The sequence below is a fragment of the Morganella sp. TYF_1 genome, from assembly GCF_043105645.1.
Lineage (GTDB): Bacteria > Pseudomonadota > Gammaproteobacteria > Enterobacterales > Enterobacteriaceae > Morganella > Morganella morganii_B.
The window spans coordinates 95,804-112,862 of the sequence record NZ_JBICLU010000007.1; the positions used below are offsets into that span (position 1 = coordinate 95,804).

Sequence of the window (17,059 nt, forward strand, 5' to 3'; positions counted from 1 at the left end):
ACGCCGTTATCTCCGCCACTTTTCTGACAGCCGTACTGGTGTACCGCTGTCAGTCGGCAGATGTGTTTTTGCGTTAACGCAGGGGTTTTATCTGACATGGCAGAAAGTACAAAAAAGAAGAACAGGCGCGAGGAGATCCTGCAGGCGCTTGCGCAGATGCTTGAGTCCAGCGACGGCAGCCAGCGTATAACAACCGCCAAACTTGCCGCCAGTGTGGGTGTTTCAGAAGCAGCGCTCTATCGTCATTTTTCCGGCAAAACAAAAATGTTCGACAGCCTGATCGTATTTATTGAGGACTCACTGATTTCGCGGATAAACCTCATTCTTCAGGATGAAAAAGAGACAATCTCGCGGATCAAACTGATTCTGATGCTGATTCTGGGATTCTCTGAAAAGAACCCCGGCCTGACCCGTATCATGACCGGTCACGCACTGATGTTTGAGCAGGATAAATTACAGAGCAGAATTAATCAGTTGTATGAACGGATCGAAGCTCAGTTGCGTCAGGTCTTAAAAGAAAAGCGGATCCGTGACGGCAGCGGTTTTACTTATGACGAAAGCCTGTTAGCATCTCAGTTACTCGCCTTTTGCGAAGGCATGCTGTCCCGTTTTGTACGCTCAGAATTTAAGTACCGGCCAACACAGGAATTTGAAACCCGCTGGCCGTTGCTCCTTGCACAACTTCAGTAATACCATTTTTAGTTAAACTACTCACCCCGCCCGTTTTATTGGGCGAGGGCTTTTTTTTGCCTGTTGTCCGGCTCAGATTTCAATCCCGTACTGCTCACGGTAAGCCCGTACAGCCTGCAAATGGGTATCCATCTGCGGATCTTCCGCCAGATAACTGATTAAATCATTCAGTGTGATAATGGAAAATACCTGACAACCATAGTCCCGCTCCACTTCCTGGACGGCGGATAACTCACCTTTGCCTTTTTCCTGACGATCAAGACTCAGCATCACACCGGCAAGTGTGGCATTGTTTTGTCTGATGATTTCCATTGACTCACGGATAGCTGTTCCGGCCGTGATGACATCATCCACCACCATAATCCGTCCGTTCAGCGGACTGCCGACCAGTGTTCCGCCTTCCCCGTGATCTTTGGCTTCCTTGCGGTTAAAGCAGTACGGCATATCAAGATCATGATGCTCAGCCAGTGCAACGGCTGTTGTCGTTGCAATCGGAATGCCCTTGTAGGCAGGCCCGAACAGGACATCGTACTGCACGCCGCTGTCGCATAATGCTGCCGCATAAAAGCGTCCGAGCAGTGCCAAATCCCGCCCGGTATTGAATAACCCGGCATTGAAGAAATACGGGCTTTTCCGGCCGGACTTCAGCGTAAACTCACCAAATTTCAGTACCTGTTTTTTCATCGCAAGTTCAATAAATTCGCGCTGATAAGCTTTCATCGGGATCTCCTGATTCTGATTGACGGATAACGTGCCTGAATCACAGGCATAAAAAAGGCGACTATCACGTCGCCTTCTGATTAATTTTCTAATGCCGCCTTCTGGGCGGTGAAAATGGTTTCCAGCCCGCCCCTTGCGAGGGCCAGCAGTGATAACAATTCATCATGACTGAACGGCGCACCTTCTGCCGTGCCCTGGACTTCAATCATCCGCCCGTCATCAATCATAACCACATTCATATCGGTTTCTGCCGCAGAATCCTCAACATATTCCAGATCACAACGCGGCTCGCCGTCCACAATACCGACAGAAACGGCGGCAACCATGGATTTCAGCGGACTGGCTTTCAGCTGGCCTTTTGCGACCATCTGATTCAGCGCATCAGCCAGGGCCACACAGGCACCACTGATAGCAGCAGTACGGGTGCCGCCGTCAGCCTGGATAACATCACAATCGAGGGTGATGGTGAACTCGCCCAGTTTGGTCAGATCAACCGCAGCACGCAGCGAACGCGCGATCAGGCGCTGGATTTCCATTGTGCGGCCGGTCTGTTTGCCACGGGCGGCTTCGCGGGCATTACGGGAATTGGTTGCGCGCGGCAGCATGCCGTATTCGGCTGTGATCCAGCCCTGTCCCTGACCTTTCAGGAAACGCGGCACACCTTCTTCAACGGAGGCATTACATAACACTTTAGTGTCACCGAACTCGACCAGCACAGAGCCTTCGGCATGTTTGGTATAATGACGGGTGATAGTAATAGGACGCACCTGGTCTGTTCCCCGGCCAGCGGGACGTGATGACTGACTCATAGTGATTCTCCGGTTCAGTTAACTGTTGGGGGCGCATTATACGGCTTAAACCGGTGAATGCCTATGCCTTAACACCATAACAGCGCTATAATCAGAGCAATAAATCCATCACAGGACAGATATCATGATCCGTAGTATGACCGCGTTTGCCCGTCAGGAAGTCAAACGCCCGTGGGGCACTGCCGCATGGGAACTCCGCTCTGTTAACCAGCGCTACCTTGAAACCTACATCCGTCTGCCGGAACAACTCCGCAGCCTGGAGCCGGTGATCCGTGAGCGTCTGCGCCAGCGTCTGACCCGGGGAAAAGTTGAGTGTAACCTCCGCTTTGACCTGAGCAGCAACGCGCAAAGCGGGCTGAATATGAATGAAGACCTGGCAAAACAACTGGTTGCTGCCGCAAACTGGGTTAAAAACTACAGTCACGAAGGGGAAATCAATCCGCTGGAAATTCTGCGCTGGCCGGGTGTGATGTCCGCACAGGAACAGGATCTGGACACCATCAGTGAAGAACTGCTGGCTGCTCTCGATGATACCATCACCGCCTTTATCGATGCCCGTGAACGTGAAGGCGCGGCACTGAAGACCTTAATCGAACAGCGCCTCGACGGTGTGACCGAAGAAGTCCGCAAAGTCCGGGCGCAGATGCCGGATATCCTGTTATGGCAGCGTGAGCGCCTGCAGAGCAAACTGGATGATGCACAGATTCAGGTCGATCCGAACCGTCTGGAACAGGAACTGATCCTGCTGGCACAGCGTATTGACGTGGCGGAAGAGTTAGATCGCCTCGATGCCCATGTGAAAGAAACCCATAATATCCTGAAGAAAAAAGAGGCCGTTGGTCGCCGTCTGGACTTTATGATGCAGGAGTTCAACCGCGAATCGAACACCCTCGCCTCAAAATCCATCAATGCCGATATCACCAGTTCCGCGATTGAACTGAAAGTGCTGATTGAGCAGATGCGTGAGCAGATTCAAAACATTGAGTAACGCTTTACCAGTGGTCAAGGATGGACGCAAAGCCATTATAAATCATTAGATTATGAAGAAATGACACTCATGACATCCATTGCGGACCTACTAGGTTTTGGTAGTTATGGGCAGTAGGTTGGGGAGTATTTTCTCGCTATAGTTTGTTTAGCGGGATTGTACTCCCCCATTTTTTGAGGTCGGAAAATGGGCAATTTGCATGACTGCAGCAGTCAACTAAAACTGGCCACGGTTTTAGCGTTTTTTCGATTGTATGAGCAGCTTCACTGAAGCTGGTGTAGCCGGTCACCGGTACCCACTCGTTTTTCAGGCTCCTGAAGAAGCGCTCCATCGGACTGTTATCCCGGCAGTTTCCGCGCAAACAGATCGAGTACCACTGCAAGGTAATGGGATCAGACACTATCTGACGTGAGCCTGATAGATTAATTTTCAGAATTTAAAAGAGTGAAAACGAGATGACACATAAGCCAGAAGTGATGGGCGGAGAAAGCCTGGATATTGCCGCTCAGCGTCGTGATGAACTAAAACAACTCTTCCCCGGTGTGTTTACCGAAACGAAAGATGCTGACGGCAATGTCGTGTCATCCATTGACTTTGAACGCCTTAAGGCCGAGTTGGGGACGTTCTCAGATATCTATGAGGGACGACGCGAGCGTTATGGAATGGAATGGCCGGGTAAACGCGACTGTATGAAAATGATTCAGGAGCCAAGCCGTGCAACCTTAAAGCCCTGTCCGGACGAGTCTGCAGACTGGGATACCACCAAAAACCTATTTATTGAAGGTGACAACCTTGAAGTACTGAAGCTGTTGCAAAAGAGCTATTACGGCAAGGTGAAAATGATCTATATCGACCCGCCGTACAATACCGGCAACGAGTTTATCTATCCGGATAATTATCAGGAAACCTTAGATACCTATCTTGCTTATGCAGGTCTGTTAGATGATGAAGGAAAAACGTTCACTACTAATACCACTTCCGAAGGTCGATTTCACAGCAAATGGCTGAATATGATGTTCCCAAGAATCTATTTAGCTAAAAACTTGCTAAAAGATGACGGAGTTATATTTGTCTCAATTGACGACAACGAAGTTGAAAACACCAGAAGATTATTGGATGAGATATTTGGCGAAGAAAACTTTGTTGCACAATTCACTTGGTCTGGTGGACGAAAGAACGATTCAAAACTGGTTTCGGTATCTCATGAATATGTAGTTTGTTATGTAAAATCTACAGCCTGCCTATCTGAAAATAAAATTACCTGGCGACAGAAGAAGAAGGGATTGGAGGATATCTACAAAGCGGCAGATAAAGCAGTTAAAGCAGCAAATAGCGATTTTGAAGAAGCCACTCGATTGTTAAAAGCATGGTTCAAAGAACTGCCAAACTCTGCGCCAGCAAAACAGCATAAACACTACTCGGTAATTGATAAGAACGGAGTGTACTTCCCTGCTGATATTTCCTGGCCCGGTGGCGGCGGGCCCAAATATGAGGTTCTGCATCCTATTACCGGTAAACCCGTGAAAATTCCTTCAAGAGGGTGGATGTTTTCTGATCCTGAAAAAATGAATGACATGATCAAAAATGGACGCGTACATTTCGGGCCAAATGAATCTGCAGTTCCGTGTATCAAGTCCTATCTTAAAGACAAGGAAGACCAGGTACCTTACAGTGTTTTCTATCAGGATGGCCGGGCAGCGACAAAACGGCTAAGAGCACTAATGGGTGATGACGTTTTTGACCACCCTAAAGATGAATTAGTATTAAAAGAATTATTTGAATTTGTCATGAGAGACGGTGGTATTGCTGTTGACTTTTTTGCAGGTTCAGGGAGTACCGCCCATGCTTTAATGGATTTGCAGAACGATGATGGTGTGAACAGAAATTTCATCTTAGTACAGTTACCAGAGAAATGTGATGAAAAGTCCGGGGCATTCAAATTAGGTTACAAAAAAATATCCGATATATGTCTGGATCGAATTAAAAAAGCATCCGACATATATAAGGCGAAAGGGGCAAATTTTGATACCGGATTTAAAGTATTAAAACTTACCACATCATGCTTTAAAGATTGGCAAGCCAATGCAAACAGCAGCATTGAACAGATCCAGGCACAGTTGGAACTGAGCGTAAACAACATCGTTGCCGGTAAAGGGCAGCACGAAATTCTTTTTGAAATTTTACTTAAAGCAGGTTTTGAACCGACCGAATCAATTGAGTCTATCAACCTGAATGGCAAAACCGTATTTTCAGTTGCAAATCGCGCTTTACTAATCTGCCTTGAAGATCAACTTACCGCAGAACTAACTGATGCTGTTATCGCATTGGAGCCTATGCAATTTATCTGTCTGGATAAAGGCTTCCGGGGCAATGATCAGCTAAAAGCCAATACGGCTCAGGCGTTTAGAGCCCGCTCGCAAGATAGCGAAGCCGAAATGGTCTTCAAAGTGGTTTAAGGAGCGGTCATGTCTAATCAATCAACAGGGCTCAAGCTTAAATTTAATGCCACGCTCGATTACCAAAAAGATGCGGTTCAGGCTGCGGTTGATTTGTTCGAAGAACAACCTCTCGCACAGGATGCGTTTACTGTTTCTGTAGGGCAACAATCGGGTGGTAGTCAACTCTCACTCGATGGCGATGGATTTAGTGGTATTGCTGCTGTCTCAAACCAATTAGTGCTCACACAGGAGCACCTGCTCCGAAACCTGCGTAAAGTGCAGGAAACCAATAATATTGTTCTCGCTGATGAATTGCTCAGCACCTCGTTTGACTTAGAGCAGGAAGATAAAAAAGGCACCTATAAGCTTAAAAAGCATGTGCCGCATTTTTCGGTAGAGATGGAAACCGGCACGGGTAAAACTTACGTTTACCTGCGCACCTTATTTGAACTCAATAAAACCTATGGGTTTACCAAGTTCATCATCGTAGTGCCGGGTGTGCCGATTCGCGAAGGGGTGCTGAAAAGCATTCAGATTATGCGGGAGCACTTTCGAAAGCTTTACGACCATGTTCCGTTCGACCATTTTGTCTATGACTCTTCTAAGCTGGGGCAAGTACGCCAGTTTGGTTCGAGCAACAAAATCCAGATCATGGTGATCAATATTCAGGCTTTTGAGAAAGAGCAAAATATTATCAACCGTGAGCAAGACAAGCTGAGTGGCAACAAACCCATCGACTTTATTCGTGCGGCTAATCCGATAGTCATTATCGACGAACCTCAGTCGGTTGAGGGCGACACCAGAAAAGACCAAACCAAGCGTTCTGAAGCCCTGCACAACCTGAATCCGCTTTGTACCTTGCGTTATTCCGCAACGCACAAGAACCCTTACAACTTGCTGTATAGCCTGGGGCCGATAGAAGCCTATGATCTTAAGTTGGTGAAACGTATTGAAGTCGCCAGCATGGTTGAAGAGCAAAGCTTCAACAATACATTCGTCGCTTTAAAAGAAGTGGATAACAAAAACGGCATTAAGGCTAAGCTGCAAATTAATGTGCAGGATAAAACCGGACCAAAGAAAAAGCAGGTTACCGTTAAGCAAGGTGCCGATTTATACACTTCGTCGAAAGAACGACAGGAATATCAACATGGGTGGATTGTCGCCAACATTAGTTGTGAGCCGGGGATCGAACATGTTGAGTTCGCAAATGGTCAAGTATTGCGATTGGGTGAGCAACTCGGTGGCTTAAACGGCGAGCTGATGCGAGCGCAGATTTATGAAACCGCAGAGCAGCATCTCAGGAAAGAACTTGCCGTTAAAGGCAAAGGGATCAAAGTCCTTTCTCTGTTTTTTATCGATAAAGTATCAAACTACCGCGAATACAATGACGACGGCACCACCAGTTTAGGCAAGCTGGGGCGTTGGTTTGAAGAAGCTTACAACGAACTAACACAGAAACCCGTGTATCGTGGGCTGTTGAATTTCCCTGTGGCAGAAGTTCACAACGGCTACTTCTCGCAAGACAAAAAAGGCATTGCGAAGGACACCACGGGTAAGACTAAAGACGATGAAGATACCTATTCATTGATCATGCGCGATAAGGAACGCTTGCTGTCTCTTGACGAGCCTCTGCGTTTTATCTTCTCCCACACCGCATTGCGGGAAGGTTGGGATAACCCCAATGTGTTCCAGATTTGTACGTTAAACGAAACCAAAAGCACTGATAGAAAACGTCAGGAAATTGGCCGGGGCTTGCGTTTGCCTGTAAACCAAAACGGCGAACGTGTTCATGATGCTTCGGTGAACAGACTAACCGTGATAGCTAACGAATCATATGATGATTTCGCTAAGCAACTGCAGACTGAGTATGAGGAAGACTACGGCATAGGCTTTGGTAAATTGGGGATCAATGCCTTTGCTAAGTTGGCTAATCCTGACGCTCGTCAATATGTGAATATTGGACAAGAAGCGTCAGAAGTGATTTTTAGCTCGTTACAAAAAAATGGCTATCTGGATGCAGAAGGCAGGGTGACGGATAAATTCGATCCTAAAAATCCTCACTTCATTCTTGACCTTCCACCGGAATGGGCACACATGCGACCACAGGTCACGGATGAGATAAATAAATACGTGTTCAGGAATAGAATTGTTAATGCGCGGGACAAACGCACGCTGACACTTCGTAAAAACGTTACACTAGACCCGGCATTCAGAGAGCTCTGGGAGCGCATCAGCCAGCGAACCCGATTCCGCGTGACCTTTGATACCGATGAGCTGGTTAAAGCGGCAGCTAAAGCCATTGCGGAAATGCCGCCCATTCACCGCTCACGGATAACAACTGAAGTCTATCGGTTAGATACCAACAAGGCCGGGATCGAAGGGGAGCAAATTTCTGGCGGCGTGCGAGAAATAAGCCAGTCACCGGATTTGCCCGATCTATTGGCTTATCTGCAAAACAGTACTGAGCTGACCCGCCACACTTTAGCAGAGATACTCAAAAACGGTGGCAGGTTAAAGGACTTTCCTGAGAATCCGCAAGTGTTTATTAACCAAGTTACCCAGTGTATTCAGGATGTTTTGCATCACGTGACAGTGCGAGGTATCGAGTATGAAAAGGTCGGTGGTAGTGTTTATGAAATGCACAACATCGAACAAGAAGCCAAACTCGGGATAACCCGCTACTTGAATAATCTGTACGAAGTGCAAAACCAAGATAAGACACTATTTGATTTCGTTGAGTACGATTCAGAAGTTGAACGTGAATTTGCCAAAGCTTGTGATAATGACGATCGGATCAAGTTTTACTGCAAACTACCCGCCAGCTTTAAGATAGATACCCCCGTTGGCCCCTATAACCCTGACTGGGCATTGGTGACAGAGGGTGAAGAAAAACTGTATCTGGTACGAGAAACCAAAAGTACACGTAACCGCAAAGAACTACGTGAGCCCGAGCAAGATAAAATTGCCTGCGGCGAGAAGCATTTTGCTGCAATCGGCGTGAATTACGATGTGGTCACGAATTTAGCAGAAGCATTGCATGGCTAATTAACTTTACAATGAAGGTGGGTTATTTTGTTTCCCACTTTCCCGGCTTTCCCGCCTTAATAGGTATGGGGAGGGAAAGCTCAATGTTCTTTCTGCACAAATCCATTAAACAACTTTCTTATGGTAACGCTTCACAGTAACTCAGTACAAATCCATAAGCCGGCTGATGCTCTGTATCCGCCGGTTTTTTTACACTCAGAACATTGCATTCCCGGGTGTACATCTTGGGGATGCAAACGTGATTTAGGTATACCCGACTATTTTTATATTGGAAATTGCACAATACCAAAGCTCATAGATAAACAAATAATAGCGTGGATTGCACAGCAACAAATACAGATATTAAATTTTAATAAGTATTAACAACTCATTTGGTGAAGGACGTTTTTATTGTTATAAAATACGTAAACCCATCTTTGTTTAACTCAGGCCAGTCACCCAATACAGTCACTCTCAGGCGATATTGCCCGTAATCCCGGTTCGGAATACTCAGCAGCAGAAAATTTCTGTACAATTGCACATTGTTATATAATTGTGTTTCCTCAGTAATTAGTATTTCAGTCAAATCAGAATTAATTTTATATAACGCCATTTTCAGAAGCGGTGTATTGGGTTGAACTTCTACAAGCCCTTCCTTTTCAAACAAGTAATCGTTGTTAAAATCATCTTTACCATACTGTGCTCGTTTTATATCAAGCCAGGCATAAATGGAGAGATAATTAGCCGGAAATATATATAGTAACGTTGGTTCCGGCATGGGGGTTACCCAAAAAAGAAAATCGACCGTTGCACCCTGTTTGTATAGATATTAATATTTCCGGTTCGCATGTATCGGAGTGTATCGGTATTTTGCGCAAAGTGCGGGCAGGTTAGAACCTCGTTAAAATCAGGTATGACATATCATTAAACCGCTTTTTTAGCGCTTTCCGGGAGACAGGGGTTACCGGAGAAATACACTAATCCGGCACTCAGTCACCGGTAAGTCCGCATACTGACAGCCCGCGGAGATAAGCGGGCTGTCAGGCCGTGCTGATTAAACTTCCTCTTCCCTCACAGATTCTTCAATATCATCCGGCTCTTTTTCCTTACTGATCGGGATAATCAGGTTCAAAATAATAGCTGTCACACCGCCCATACAGATCGGGTTTTCTGCCAGCGCATAAAGGGATGTCGGCAGGACGTGGAAAACCGCCGGGTCATAAGAGACACCCAACCCCAGGCCCAGTGAGGTCGCCACAATCAGGGTTTCGCGGCGGCGCAGACCGTTTGACAAAATAATGCGGATCCCGGCAATGGCGATCATGGAGAACATCAGTGTCATAGCACCCCCCAGCACCGGTGCCGGAATCGTTGTAAAAAACCAGCCGATCCCCGGAAACAGCCCCAGGATCACCAGGATAACCGCAATGATTTTTCCGACATGGCGGGAAGCCACCCCGGTCATCTGAATAACCCCGTTGTTCTGGGCAAAAGTGGTCAGCGGCAGAGAACTCATCGCGGAAGCCGCCACAGAGACCAGACCATCCGCCATTACCCCGCCTTTCAGACGGGACTGAAATTCCGGCCCCTGAATTTTCTGCCCGGACACCAGCGCGGTTGCCGTCAGGTCACCGACTGCCTCCAGCACACTGAGCAGATAGATAATAGCAACCACCAGGAAGTGGGCGAAGTTAAACGAGAAACCGTATTTGAACGGCACCGGGATCGTGATAAACGCGGCTTTGCTCATCTGACTGAAATCCACCATCCCCAGGAACAGGGCGCAGATATAACCGACGATCAGCCCGATCGCGATCCCGCCCATGCGCAGCAGCGGGCTTTTGCAGCAGTTAAACCCGATAACAACCAGCAGAACCAGTAACCCGACACCGATATTCTGATAATCACCGAAGGTACCGGAGGACTTGGCGGAGAAGCCGCCGCCGAAATCGATAATCCCGACTTTTATCAGACTCAGCCCGATCATCAGAACCACGATACCACTGACTGTCGGCGTAATCACCCGGCGCAGATAGGGCAGGATAAAAGACGATCCCACAACTAAGAATGCACCGGCAAACGAGATACCGAAGATAGTGGACAGTAACAGTTCTTCATCAACACCATCAGCCCGCATGCTGGTTCCGATGGCAATCATCACTGTCACAAATGAAAAGTTAACGGACTGAATCGATAATAACCCCGAACCGACCATGCCGTAGCGGTTTACCTGCAGCCAGGTGCCGACACCGGAGGCAATCATGGCCATGGAAACAAGATACGCATTGGTCTCAGGCGATAACTGTAAGGCAGTACCGACAATCAGCGCCGGTGTGACCATCGGGACAAAAATGGCCAGCAGATGGGTCACGGCACCAATAATTGCCTGTAAAAACGGGGGCTTATCTTCGAGCTGGTAAATAAGATCAGATGCTGTGTTTTGTTGATCAGACATCTCTTCTCTCCTGTACGTGAATTTGACTATCTGACTCTGTTAATAACTATCTGTTTTATTTAGGACTCTTGTGGAGAACAGACGGCTGTTATGCAATCTGTATCAACAGATAAAGCAATAACCACACCAGGAGGACGTATTAGCGGGGAAAAGGGTTATAAAATGTGATTAATAACGGCGTTTTTGATCACTTTGTGAAACTGTTCACTATTTGTACTGAACATCTCACGGCAGCGGGGTTTTTCAGTGCAGATATCATTATGAGAATAATGATTAATAAATAATCAAATTGATAACCGGCGACTGAATATTAATTTTCTTCGCGGATACGGGCGCGGGTGATTTGCTTTCTGACCAGCAGACGCAGTGAATTCACCACCAGCAGCAGAATAAAGGCGTTGGAAAAGATAAACAGAGTGAATGCCAGCAGGTGAATAAATTCATTATCTGAAGACATGCTGATATTCAGAGAGGATTTTGCCAGTGCTGATACACCGAATGAAAAACTCCAGAATGATAAAGTAAATGCCTGCCGGGTAAACCAGGGGATGAGCCGGATCATAAACACCAGTTGCAGTAACCCGTAACCGAGCAGCATTTTGGCAAAGAAATCAATGTGATTCTGATTTACCGCCAGATAGGCGCTGCATGCCACCAGCGCCGGTGCCAGCTGAATGCCGAAAGAGAGGCGCGATTTTTCATCCATCAGCCCGTCACTACGGATACGTTTCAGAATCGCCGGTTCCAGGCTCAGCCAGGAGAAAACCCCGGCGCCGAAGAAGAGAATACCAAGGTCAGTAAACCCGAGCGCACCACATGCCATGGCACAGATAAAATTATTAGCGACAGTCGGCAGATAGAGCACCGGGGTGGTCGCCGCTTTCGGGTACTCCCCTTTCCACTGGGAGCCGACCAGCCACGCGGCATAAGAGAGTTGCGCTACGGCACCAAGGGCGAATAATCCGGTGGAAAACAGCGGAAAATAAGGCGTCAGCCCCATCGCTACCAGCACGGTGGTCGCCGGTAACAAGCTGGAAAACCCGCTGGCGACCGGATGACGGAACTCGTCGGTCATTTTTTCCGGGAAACAGAGACTGCGGATAATAAACAGTGTGATCAGCACCAGCCAGACCGCACAACCGGCACCAATAATCACCTCACCGATGATTGCCGGATAGCCCTGCTCCGCCGCTGCGTAACGCCATGCCATCCCGGTGCCGATCAGCCCCAGAACCATGCCGAAATACCCGGCTGAAAACCGGGAAGAAACGGATTTAATCTTATTTATCAGTGCAATGCTCATATCTGTTCAGCTCTGTCATCATACAATCGCCGGAGCAGTAACCCCGGGAACTAAATAATAATACAAATTTTATAATTTATTTTGATAAGAGTCATTTTGCATGCATGTTATATCACATCATTTTTTCCGGCTGTTCCCGGCACCAGACCTGCCAGTCCCCAGTGATGGGTGATCTCACGGATAATCAGTAAAAACGCCGTGAATTGTTTGTCGGAAGGGAGTGATGTTGATGATACCGGGCTGCCGCTGATGACATTCACGATCTCATTAAACGCGCGTTCTATTTCCTCAGTGGATAAGAAATCCGCTTCATCACCAGTCAGCAGATAGTTTAGCCGCGGATCCGGGCAATGCAAAATGAGCTCTCCGGCTGGTAGTGTGGCCCGCGCCGGGATAATCCGGTTTTCAATATGTTCGATCGCTACTTCCGCTTCATAAGCGGTCACCGGCGAGTGCCGGAAAACAAATCCGTCAATCACACTGTCGCCGAGCGGAAGCCGCACATCAGCCTCCGCAGAAAAAATCCGGGTTTCTGTTGCTGTTATCTGTAATGTCAGGTGCGTTACCATTATGACCTCCGTTTAAACCTTTACACTTCTCCGCATAACTATACGTTCCCCTGTATTGACCTTCCCCTAAGGTAAACCATTAATCTCATCATTATTATCCGACTCATTACAGGGAATACCGATGAAAAAATCCGTTTGGGCGTTATCTTTATTATTAACCACATTATCTGCCGGTGCCATGGCGGCAAAAGGAACCGTCACTGTGTATAAATCCCCGACCTGCGGTTGCTGCGGCCAGTGGGCGGAAGGGGTGGAAAAAGCCGGTTATGATGTGGAAACCAATGTTATTCCGCAGGCACAGCTGGAGAAAATGATGCTCAGTTCCGGAGCCACCCCGAACCTGATGAGCTGCCATCTCGCCACGCTGAACGGCAAATATGTGATTGGTCACGTCCCGGCGGACAGCCTGGATGCCATTAATACACTGCCGGAAAGTGCCAAAGGGATTTCTGTTCCGGGGATGCCGGTCGGCAGCCTCGGCATGGAATATAAGGATATGAAAGAGCCGTATGATGTGATCGCCTATGATGCGGACGGAAAACAGACCGTATTCCGCAGCTACTGATTAGTAGCCTGATCCCGCAGCGAACATTCAAGAAAATGCAGGAATTTGTCGATAACCGGTGAAACCTCACGACGGCTGGCATAGACGGCTCTCAGCTCAATGGGAGCCGGTTCTTCATTCAGCCGGACAGCCTGCAATGTGCCGTCACGAAACGCCTGCTGACACAAATGCCCTGTTAAAATCGCAAAACCCAGCCCTTCAACGGCTGCTGCCGCTGCCAGTGCCGCACCGTTAACTTGGTAGCGGCTGTTAATGCGCACAGTCAGCCACCCGCCGTCCGGTTTACGGAAAACCCACGGCTGACCGTTCAGGGCACTCAGGCTGGAAATACAGGGCAGCCGGGTCAGCTCAGCGGCAGAAACCGGGATACCGGTCCGCGCCAGTAATGAGGGCGCAGCCACCACCACACACGACCAGGACTGAATCAGGCGGCTGTGATAACTGCTGTCTGCCATCTCTCCGCGCTGATAGGTCAGCAGCAGATCGATATCATCACTGATAATATCCGCCGGAGTCAGCCGGGTGTCACACCGGATCTGCAAATCCGGATGCAGCGCGGCAAACCGGGCCAGCACCGGTGCCAGCATTTCCCCGCAGCCTTCACCGGGTACCGTCAGCCGGAAACAGCCGGTCAGCACATCGTCATTGCGGATCTGTGAAAAGGTTTCCCGCAGCATGGCGTCCGTTTTTCCGGCGCACTGATACAACTGCTGCCCCTGTGCCGTCAGGCGCATACGCCGGGTTGTCCGTTCGATCAGACGGCATCCTGTCTGGGTTTCCAGCTGTCTGATAGCCCGGCTGACATTAGACGACGGCATTCCCAGCCGGGTGGCAGCACCGGTAAAACTGCCCTGTTCCGCCACTGCCAGAAAAACCGGCAGCAAATTCAGATCGACCGCCATGACAGCGTCCCCGTTGTGAGAGATATTCATCCCTATTGTTATCACAAACAGGTTAATCTGTCCTCAGCAATAGCCGAAAGACATTAATTTCTGATAGCGCAGCGCCAGTAATTCGTCTTCCGGTAAGGCGGATAACGCCGCCAGATCCTGCAACAGCTGCTCACGCAGATTATCCGCTGCCTGCTGATAGTTGCGGTGAGCGCCGCCCGCCGGTTCGGGAATAATGGTATCGATAATACCCAGTGCTTTCAGGCGCGGGGCGGTCATCCCCATGGTTTCAGCAGCCTGCGGCGCTTTGTCCGCGCTTTTCCACAAAATAGAAGCACACCCTTCCGGCGAAATTGCCGCATAGGTACTGTATTGCAGCATATTGATGCGATCGCCGACACCGATCCCCAGCGCCCCGCCGGAACAGCCTTCGCCGGTGATGGAGCAGATAACCGGGGTTTTCAGCCGTGACAGCTCAAGCAGGTTACGGGCAATCGCCTCCGCCTGTCCGCGCTCTTCCGCACCCACACCGGGATAGGCGCCGGCGGAATCAATAAACATCAGCACCGGCATATGAAAACGTTCGGCCATTTTCATCAGGCGCAGCGCCTTACGGTAGCCCTCCGGTGACGGCATCCCGAAATTGCGCAGTAACTTTTCTTTGGTATCCCGCCCTTTCTGGTGACCGATAACCATCACCGGACGGCCCTCAAGACGCGCCAGCCCGCCGATAATCGCCTTATCATCGGCAAAGGCGCGATCACCGGCAAGCGCCTGAAAATCCGTAAAAATAAGACTGATATAATCCAGGGTATAGGGCCGCAGCGGATGACGGGCCAGCCGGACAATCTCCCATGCGCCGAGATCCGCATAAATCGATTGGGTCAGTTTTTCACATTTTTTCCGCAGGCAGGCGATTTCATCATCCGGATCAAACCCCAAATCGCTGCTGCGCTCTTTAAATGACTCCAATGCGGCGATTTTTTCTTCCAGCTCAATGATTGGTTTTTCAAATTCGAGATGATACTGAGACATAACGGACATTACCCTGACAGAAAACATCCGGTCAGTGTAAAAAAACGCCGGAACGGGATACAGTCCTCATTCCGGCATACACTATTATCATAAACGGGATAATCAGCAGTAAGAAATAGCCGCGCAGCGGCGGGCGGTGAAAATCGCAATCAGCGGGGCAATCGCCAGTAACATCATCAGCCAGTAGGCTGAAGACATCACACCCGTCAATGTGCCGTCATTAAAACCATTGACGTTAACAATCATTCCCGCCAGCGCCGCACCCAGTGCTGTGGCAAAAAGCTGCACGGTGGTGATGGAGGCAGCGGCGATTTCTTTATCCGCAGGCGCAGCCACCTGTAAAATCCGGGTCAGCAGATGCGGCCAGCCGAACCCGATCCCGAATCCGACCAGCGATAACCCCAGCAGGATCGGCGACATAATGCCCCATGTACCGGCAGACGGTACAGAGAGCGTCAGTGCCAGCAGAACCAGCCCCGCCAGCACAAAAACCGGCCCGAGCAGAATACTGGCGCGCATTTTCGCCCCTTTCCATCCGGCACTGATGATCTCGCTGACAGTCCAGCCCAGCGCCATCAGCGCACTCATATAACCGGATGCCAGCGGCGACTGCCCGTGCAGGCGCTGCAGGAAGTACGGCACGAACACTTCACAGGTCATGCCGATCGCCAGCAGAGAGATGGTGATATACAGCGCCGCATGATGACTGCCGCGCCGAAAGGTATTTTCCGGCAGTAACCGGATGCGGCTGCGCTGCTCAATCAGCGCGAGCACAATCAGTAACAGCAGCGAGACCACCACACCGCCCACATTCAGGAATACATCCGGGCTGAGGCTCCCCGCAGAGACCACCAGCACAGCGGCAGTCAGTAATGTCAGCTGGATCAGAGGAAGGCGCGGCCGGGTGCCGTCATCTTTCTGCTTTTTCGGCATAATCGTAAGCAAAAAGAGCCCATAAATAACCATCAGCGGCAACATCACACCAAAAGCAAAACGCCAGGCGTTTAACTGGGCAAAAATACCCCCGACTGCCGGACCGACTAATGTGGCAACACCCCACATCCCGGAAATCAGCGCCATGGCTCTCGGCCACAGTGCCGGCACATACACTAAATTGATCATGGCATAAGACAATGCGAACATAACACCGCCGCCGAAGCCCTGAATGGTACGCCCCAGCAGCATAATTTCCATCCGGGGTGCCAGCGCACAGGCCAGGCTGCCGGCGAAAAAGGCCACCACCGAGATAAGATAGGCGATACGGGCACCGTATACGGCAAGCAGCCGGGCGGAGAGTACAGAACCGATAATGGATGCCGCCACAAACAGTGTGGTATTCCAGGCATACAGATTCAGGCCGCCGATATCAGCAACAACGGATGGCAAAATGGTGGTCGCCATTAAGATATTAACGGCGTGAATAACAACACCGAACGAGAGAGCGATTGAAATCGCAGCGTTTTTCCCTGAGAAGAGATCACGCCAGCGGCTGTCATCAGGCAACATAGAACCATCCTTTAGTCTTGTGATACTTTGCTGAATACGATAAATTAAACAAGAATTAACTTGGATA

Annotated in this window: 14 protein-coding genes and 1 pseudogene; 5 read left to right on the forward strand and 10 right to left on the reverse strand. The window is 49.3% G+C overall.

Features of this window, described 5'->3' with window-relative positions; genetic code table 11:
- Nucleotides 1-96 precede the first annotated feature (96 nt).
- Entirely contained in the window at nt 97-690 is a 594-nt protein-coding gene (gene slmA / locus ACF8OF_RS01950; RefSeq protein ID WP_025152337.1) for a nucleoid occlusion factor SlmA, read from the forward strand.
- Nucleotides 691-762: 72 nt separating this feature from the next.
- Here slmA and pyrE read toward each other — a convergent pair whose 3' ends face one another.
- Nucleotides 763-1,410 carry an orotate phosphoribosyltransferase gene (gene pyrE, locus ACF8OF_RS01955; protein ID WP_262859832.1) on the reverse strand — a complete coding sequence of 216 codons (648 nt, stop codon included), beginning with the start codon at nt 1,408-1,410 and terminating at the stop codon, nt 763-765.
- 80 nt (nt 1,411-1,490) lie between these two features.
- Nucleotides 1,491-2,219, reverse strand: coding sequence for a ribonuclease PH (gene rph, locus ACF8OF_RS01960; protein ID WP_072871569.1), 729 nt, complete (start codon nt 2,217-2,219; stop codon nt 1,491-1,493).
- Between the two features lie 124 nt (nt 2,220-2,343).
- Here rph and ACF8OF_RS01965 point away from each other — a divergent pair, with 124 nt between their 5' ends.
- On the forward strand, nt 2,344-3,207 hold the full coding sequence (locus tag ACF8OF_RS01965) for a YicC/YloC family endoribonuclease (RefSeq protein WP_015422373.1): 864 nt from the start codon (nt 2,344-2,346) through the stop codon (nt 3,205-3,207).
- A 247-nt stretch (nt 3,208-3,454) separates the two neighbouring features.
- Here the strand turns inward: ACF8OF_RS01965 and ACF8OF_RS01970 are convergent.
- A pseudogene (locus ACF8OF_RS01970) lies at nt 3,455-3,577 on the reverse strand (IS3 family transposase); the annotation flags it as partial.
- A gap of 85 nt (nt 3,578-3,662) precedes the next feature.
- On the opposite strand from ACF8OF_RS01970, the gene ACF8OF_RS01975 reads away from it, so the two are divergent.
- Nucleotides 3,663-5,663 carry a site-specific DNA-methyltransferase gene (locus ACF8OF_RS01975; RefSeq protein WP_392495554.1) on the forward strand — a complete coding sequence of 667 codons (2,001 nt, stop codon included), beginning with the start codon at nt 3,663-3,665 and terminating at the stop codon, nt 5,661-5,663.
- 9 nt (nt 5,664-5,672) lie between these two features.
- Entirely contained in the window at nt 5,673-8,690 is a 3,018-nt protein-coding gene (locus ACF8OF_RS01980) for a DEAD/DEAH box helicase family protein (RefSeq protein ID WP_392495556.1), read from the forward strand.
- Nucleotides 8,691-9,057: 367 nt separating this feature from the next.
- On the opposite strand, the gene ACF8OF_RS01985 is transcribed toward ACF8OF_RS01980, so the two are convergent.
- The 4 genes from ACF8OF_RS01985 to ACF8OF_RS02000 form a co-directional block, all read right to left on the reverse strand.
- Nucleotides 9,058-9,447 carry a hypothetical protein gene (locus ACF8OF_RS01985; protein ID WP_392495557.1) on the reverse strand — a complete coding sequence of 130 codons (390 nt, stop codon included), beginning with the start codon at nt 9,445-9,447 and terminating at the stop codon, nt 9,058-9,060.
- A 276-nt stretch (nt 9,448-9,723) separates the two neighbouring features.
- On the reverse strand, nt 9,724-11,124 hold the full coding sequence (locus ACF8OF_RS01990) for a nucleobase:cation symporter-2 family protein (RefSeq protein WP_123569609.1): 1,401 nt from the start codon (nt 11,122-11,124) through the stop codon (nt 9,724-9,726).
- 310 nt (nt 11,125-11,434) lie between these two features.
- Complete coding sequence (gene tehA / locus ACF8OF_RS01995; protein ID WP_262868131.1) at nt 11,435-12,427, reverse strand: dicarboxylate transporter/tellurite-resistance protein TehA; 993 nt, start codon at nt 12,425-12,427, stop codon at nt 11,435-11,437.
- Nucleotides 12,428-12,534: 107 nt separating this feature from the next.
- Nucleotides 12,535-12,996 carry a hypothetical protein gene (locus ACF8OF_RS02000; RefSeq protein ID WP_262859836.1) on the reverse strand — a complete coding sequence of 154 codons (462 nt, stop codon included), beginning with the start codon at nt 12,994-12,996 and terminating at the stop codon, nt 12,535-12,537.
- Between the two features lie 121 nt (nt 12,997-13,117).
- Here ACF8OF_RS02000 and ACF8OF_RS02005 point away from each other — a divergent pair, with 121 nt between their 5' ends.
- Complete coding sequence (locus tag ACF8OF_RS02005) at nt 13,118-13,561, forward strand: DUF411 domain-containing protein (protein WP_262859837.1); 444 nt, start codon at nt 13,118-13,120, stop codon at nt 13,559-13,561.
- On the opposite strand, the gene ACF8OF_RS02010 is transcribed toward ACF8OF_RS02005, so the two are convergent.
- From ACF8OF_RS02010 to ACF8OF_RS02020, 3 genes are all read right to left on the reverse strand, one after another.
- Nucleotides 13,555-14,463: a LysR family transcriptional regulator gene (locus tag ACF8OF_RS02010; protein ID WP_262859838.1), complete on the reverse strand. Its 909-nt coding sequence runs from the start codon at nt 14,461-14,463 to the stop codon at nt 13,555-13,557. The genes ACF8OF_RS02005 and ACF8OF_RS02010 overlap by 7 nt on opposite strands.
- Before the next feature lie 63 nt (nt 14,464-14,526).
- The gene (gene accA, locus ACF8OF_RS02015) at nt 14,527-15,486 is read right to left on the reverse strand and encodes an acetyl-CoA carboxylase carboxyl transferase subunit alpha (protein ID WP_262882287.1); all 960 of its coding nucleotides are present in this window, start codon (nt 15,484-15,486) and stop codon (nt 14,527-14,529) included.
- A 102-nt stretch (nt 15,487-15,588) separates the two neighbouring features.
- On the reverse strand, nt 15,589-16,992 hold the full coding sequence (locus tag ACF8OF_RS02020) for an MFS transporter (RefSeq protein WP_072871585.1): 1,404 nt from the start codon (nt 16,990-16,992) through the stop codon (nt 15,589-15,591).
- Nucleotides 16,993-17,059: the final 67 nt, after the last annotated feature.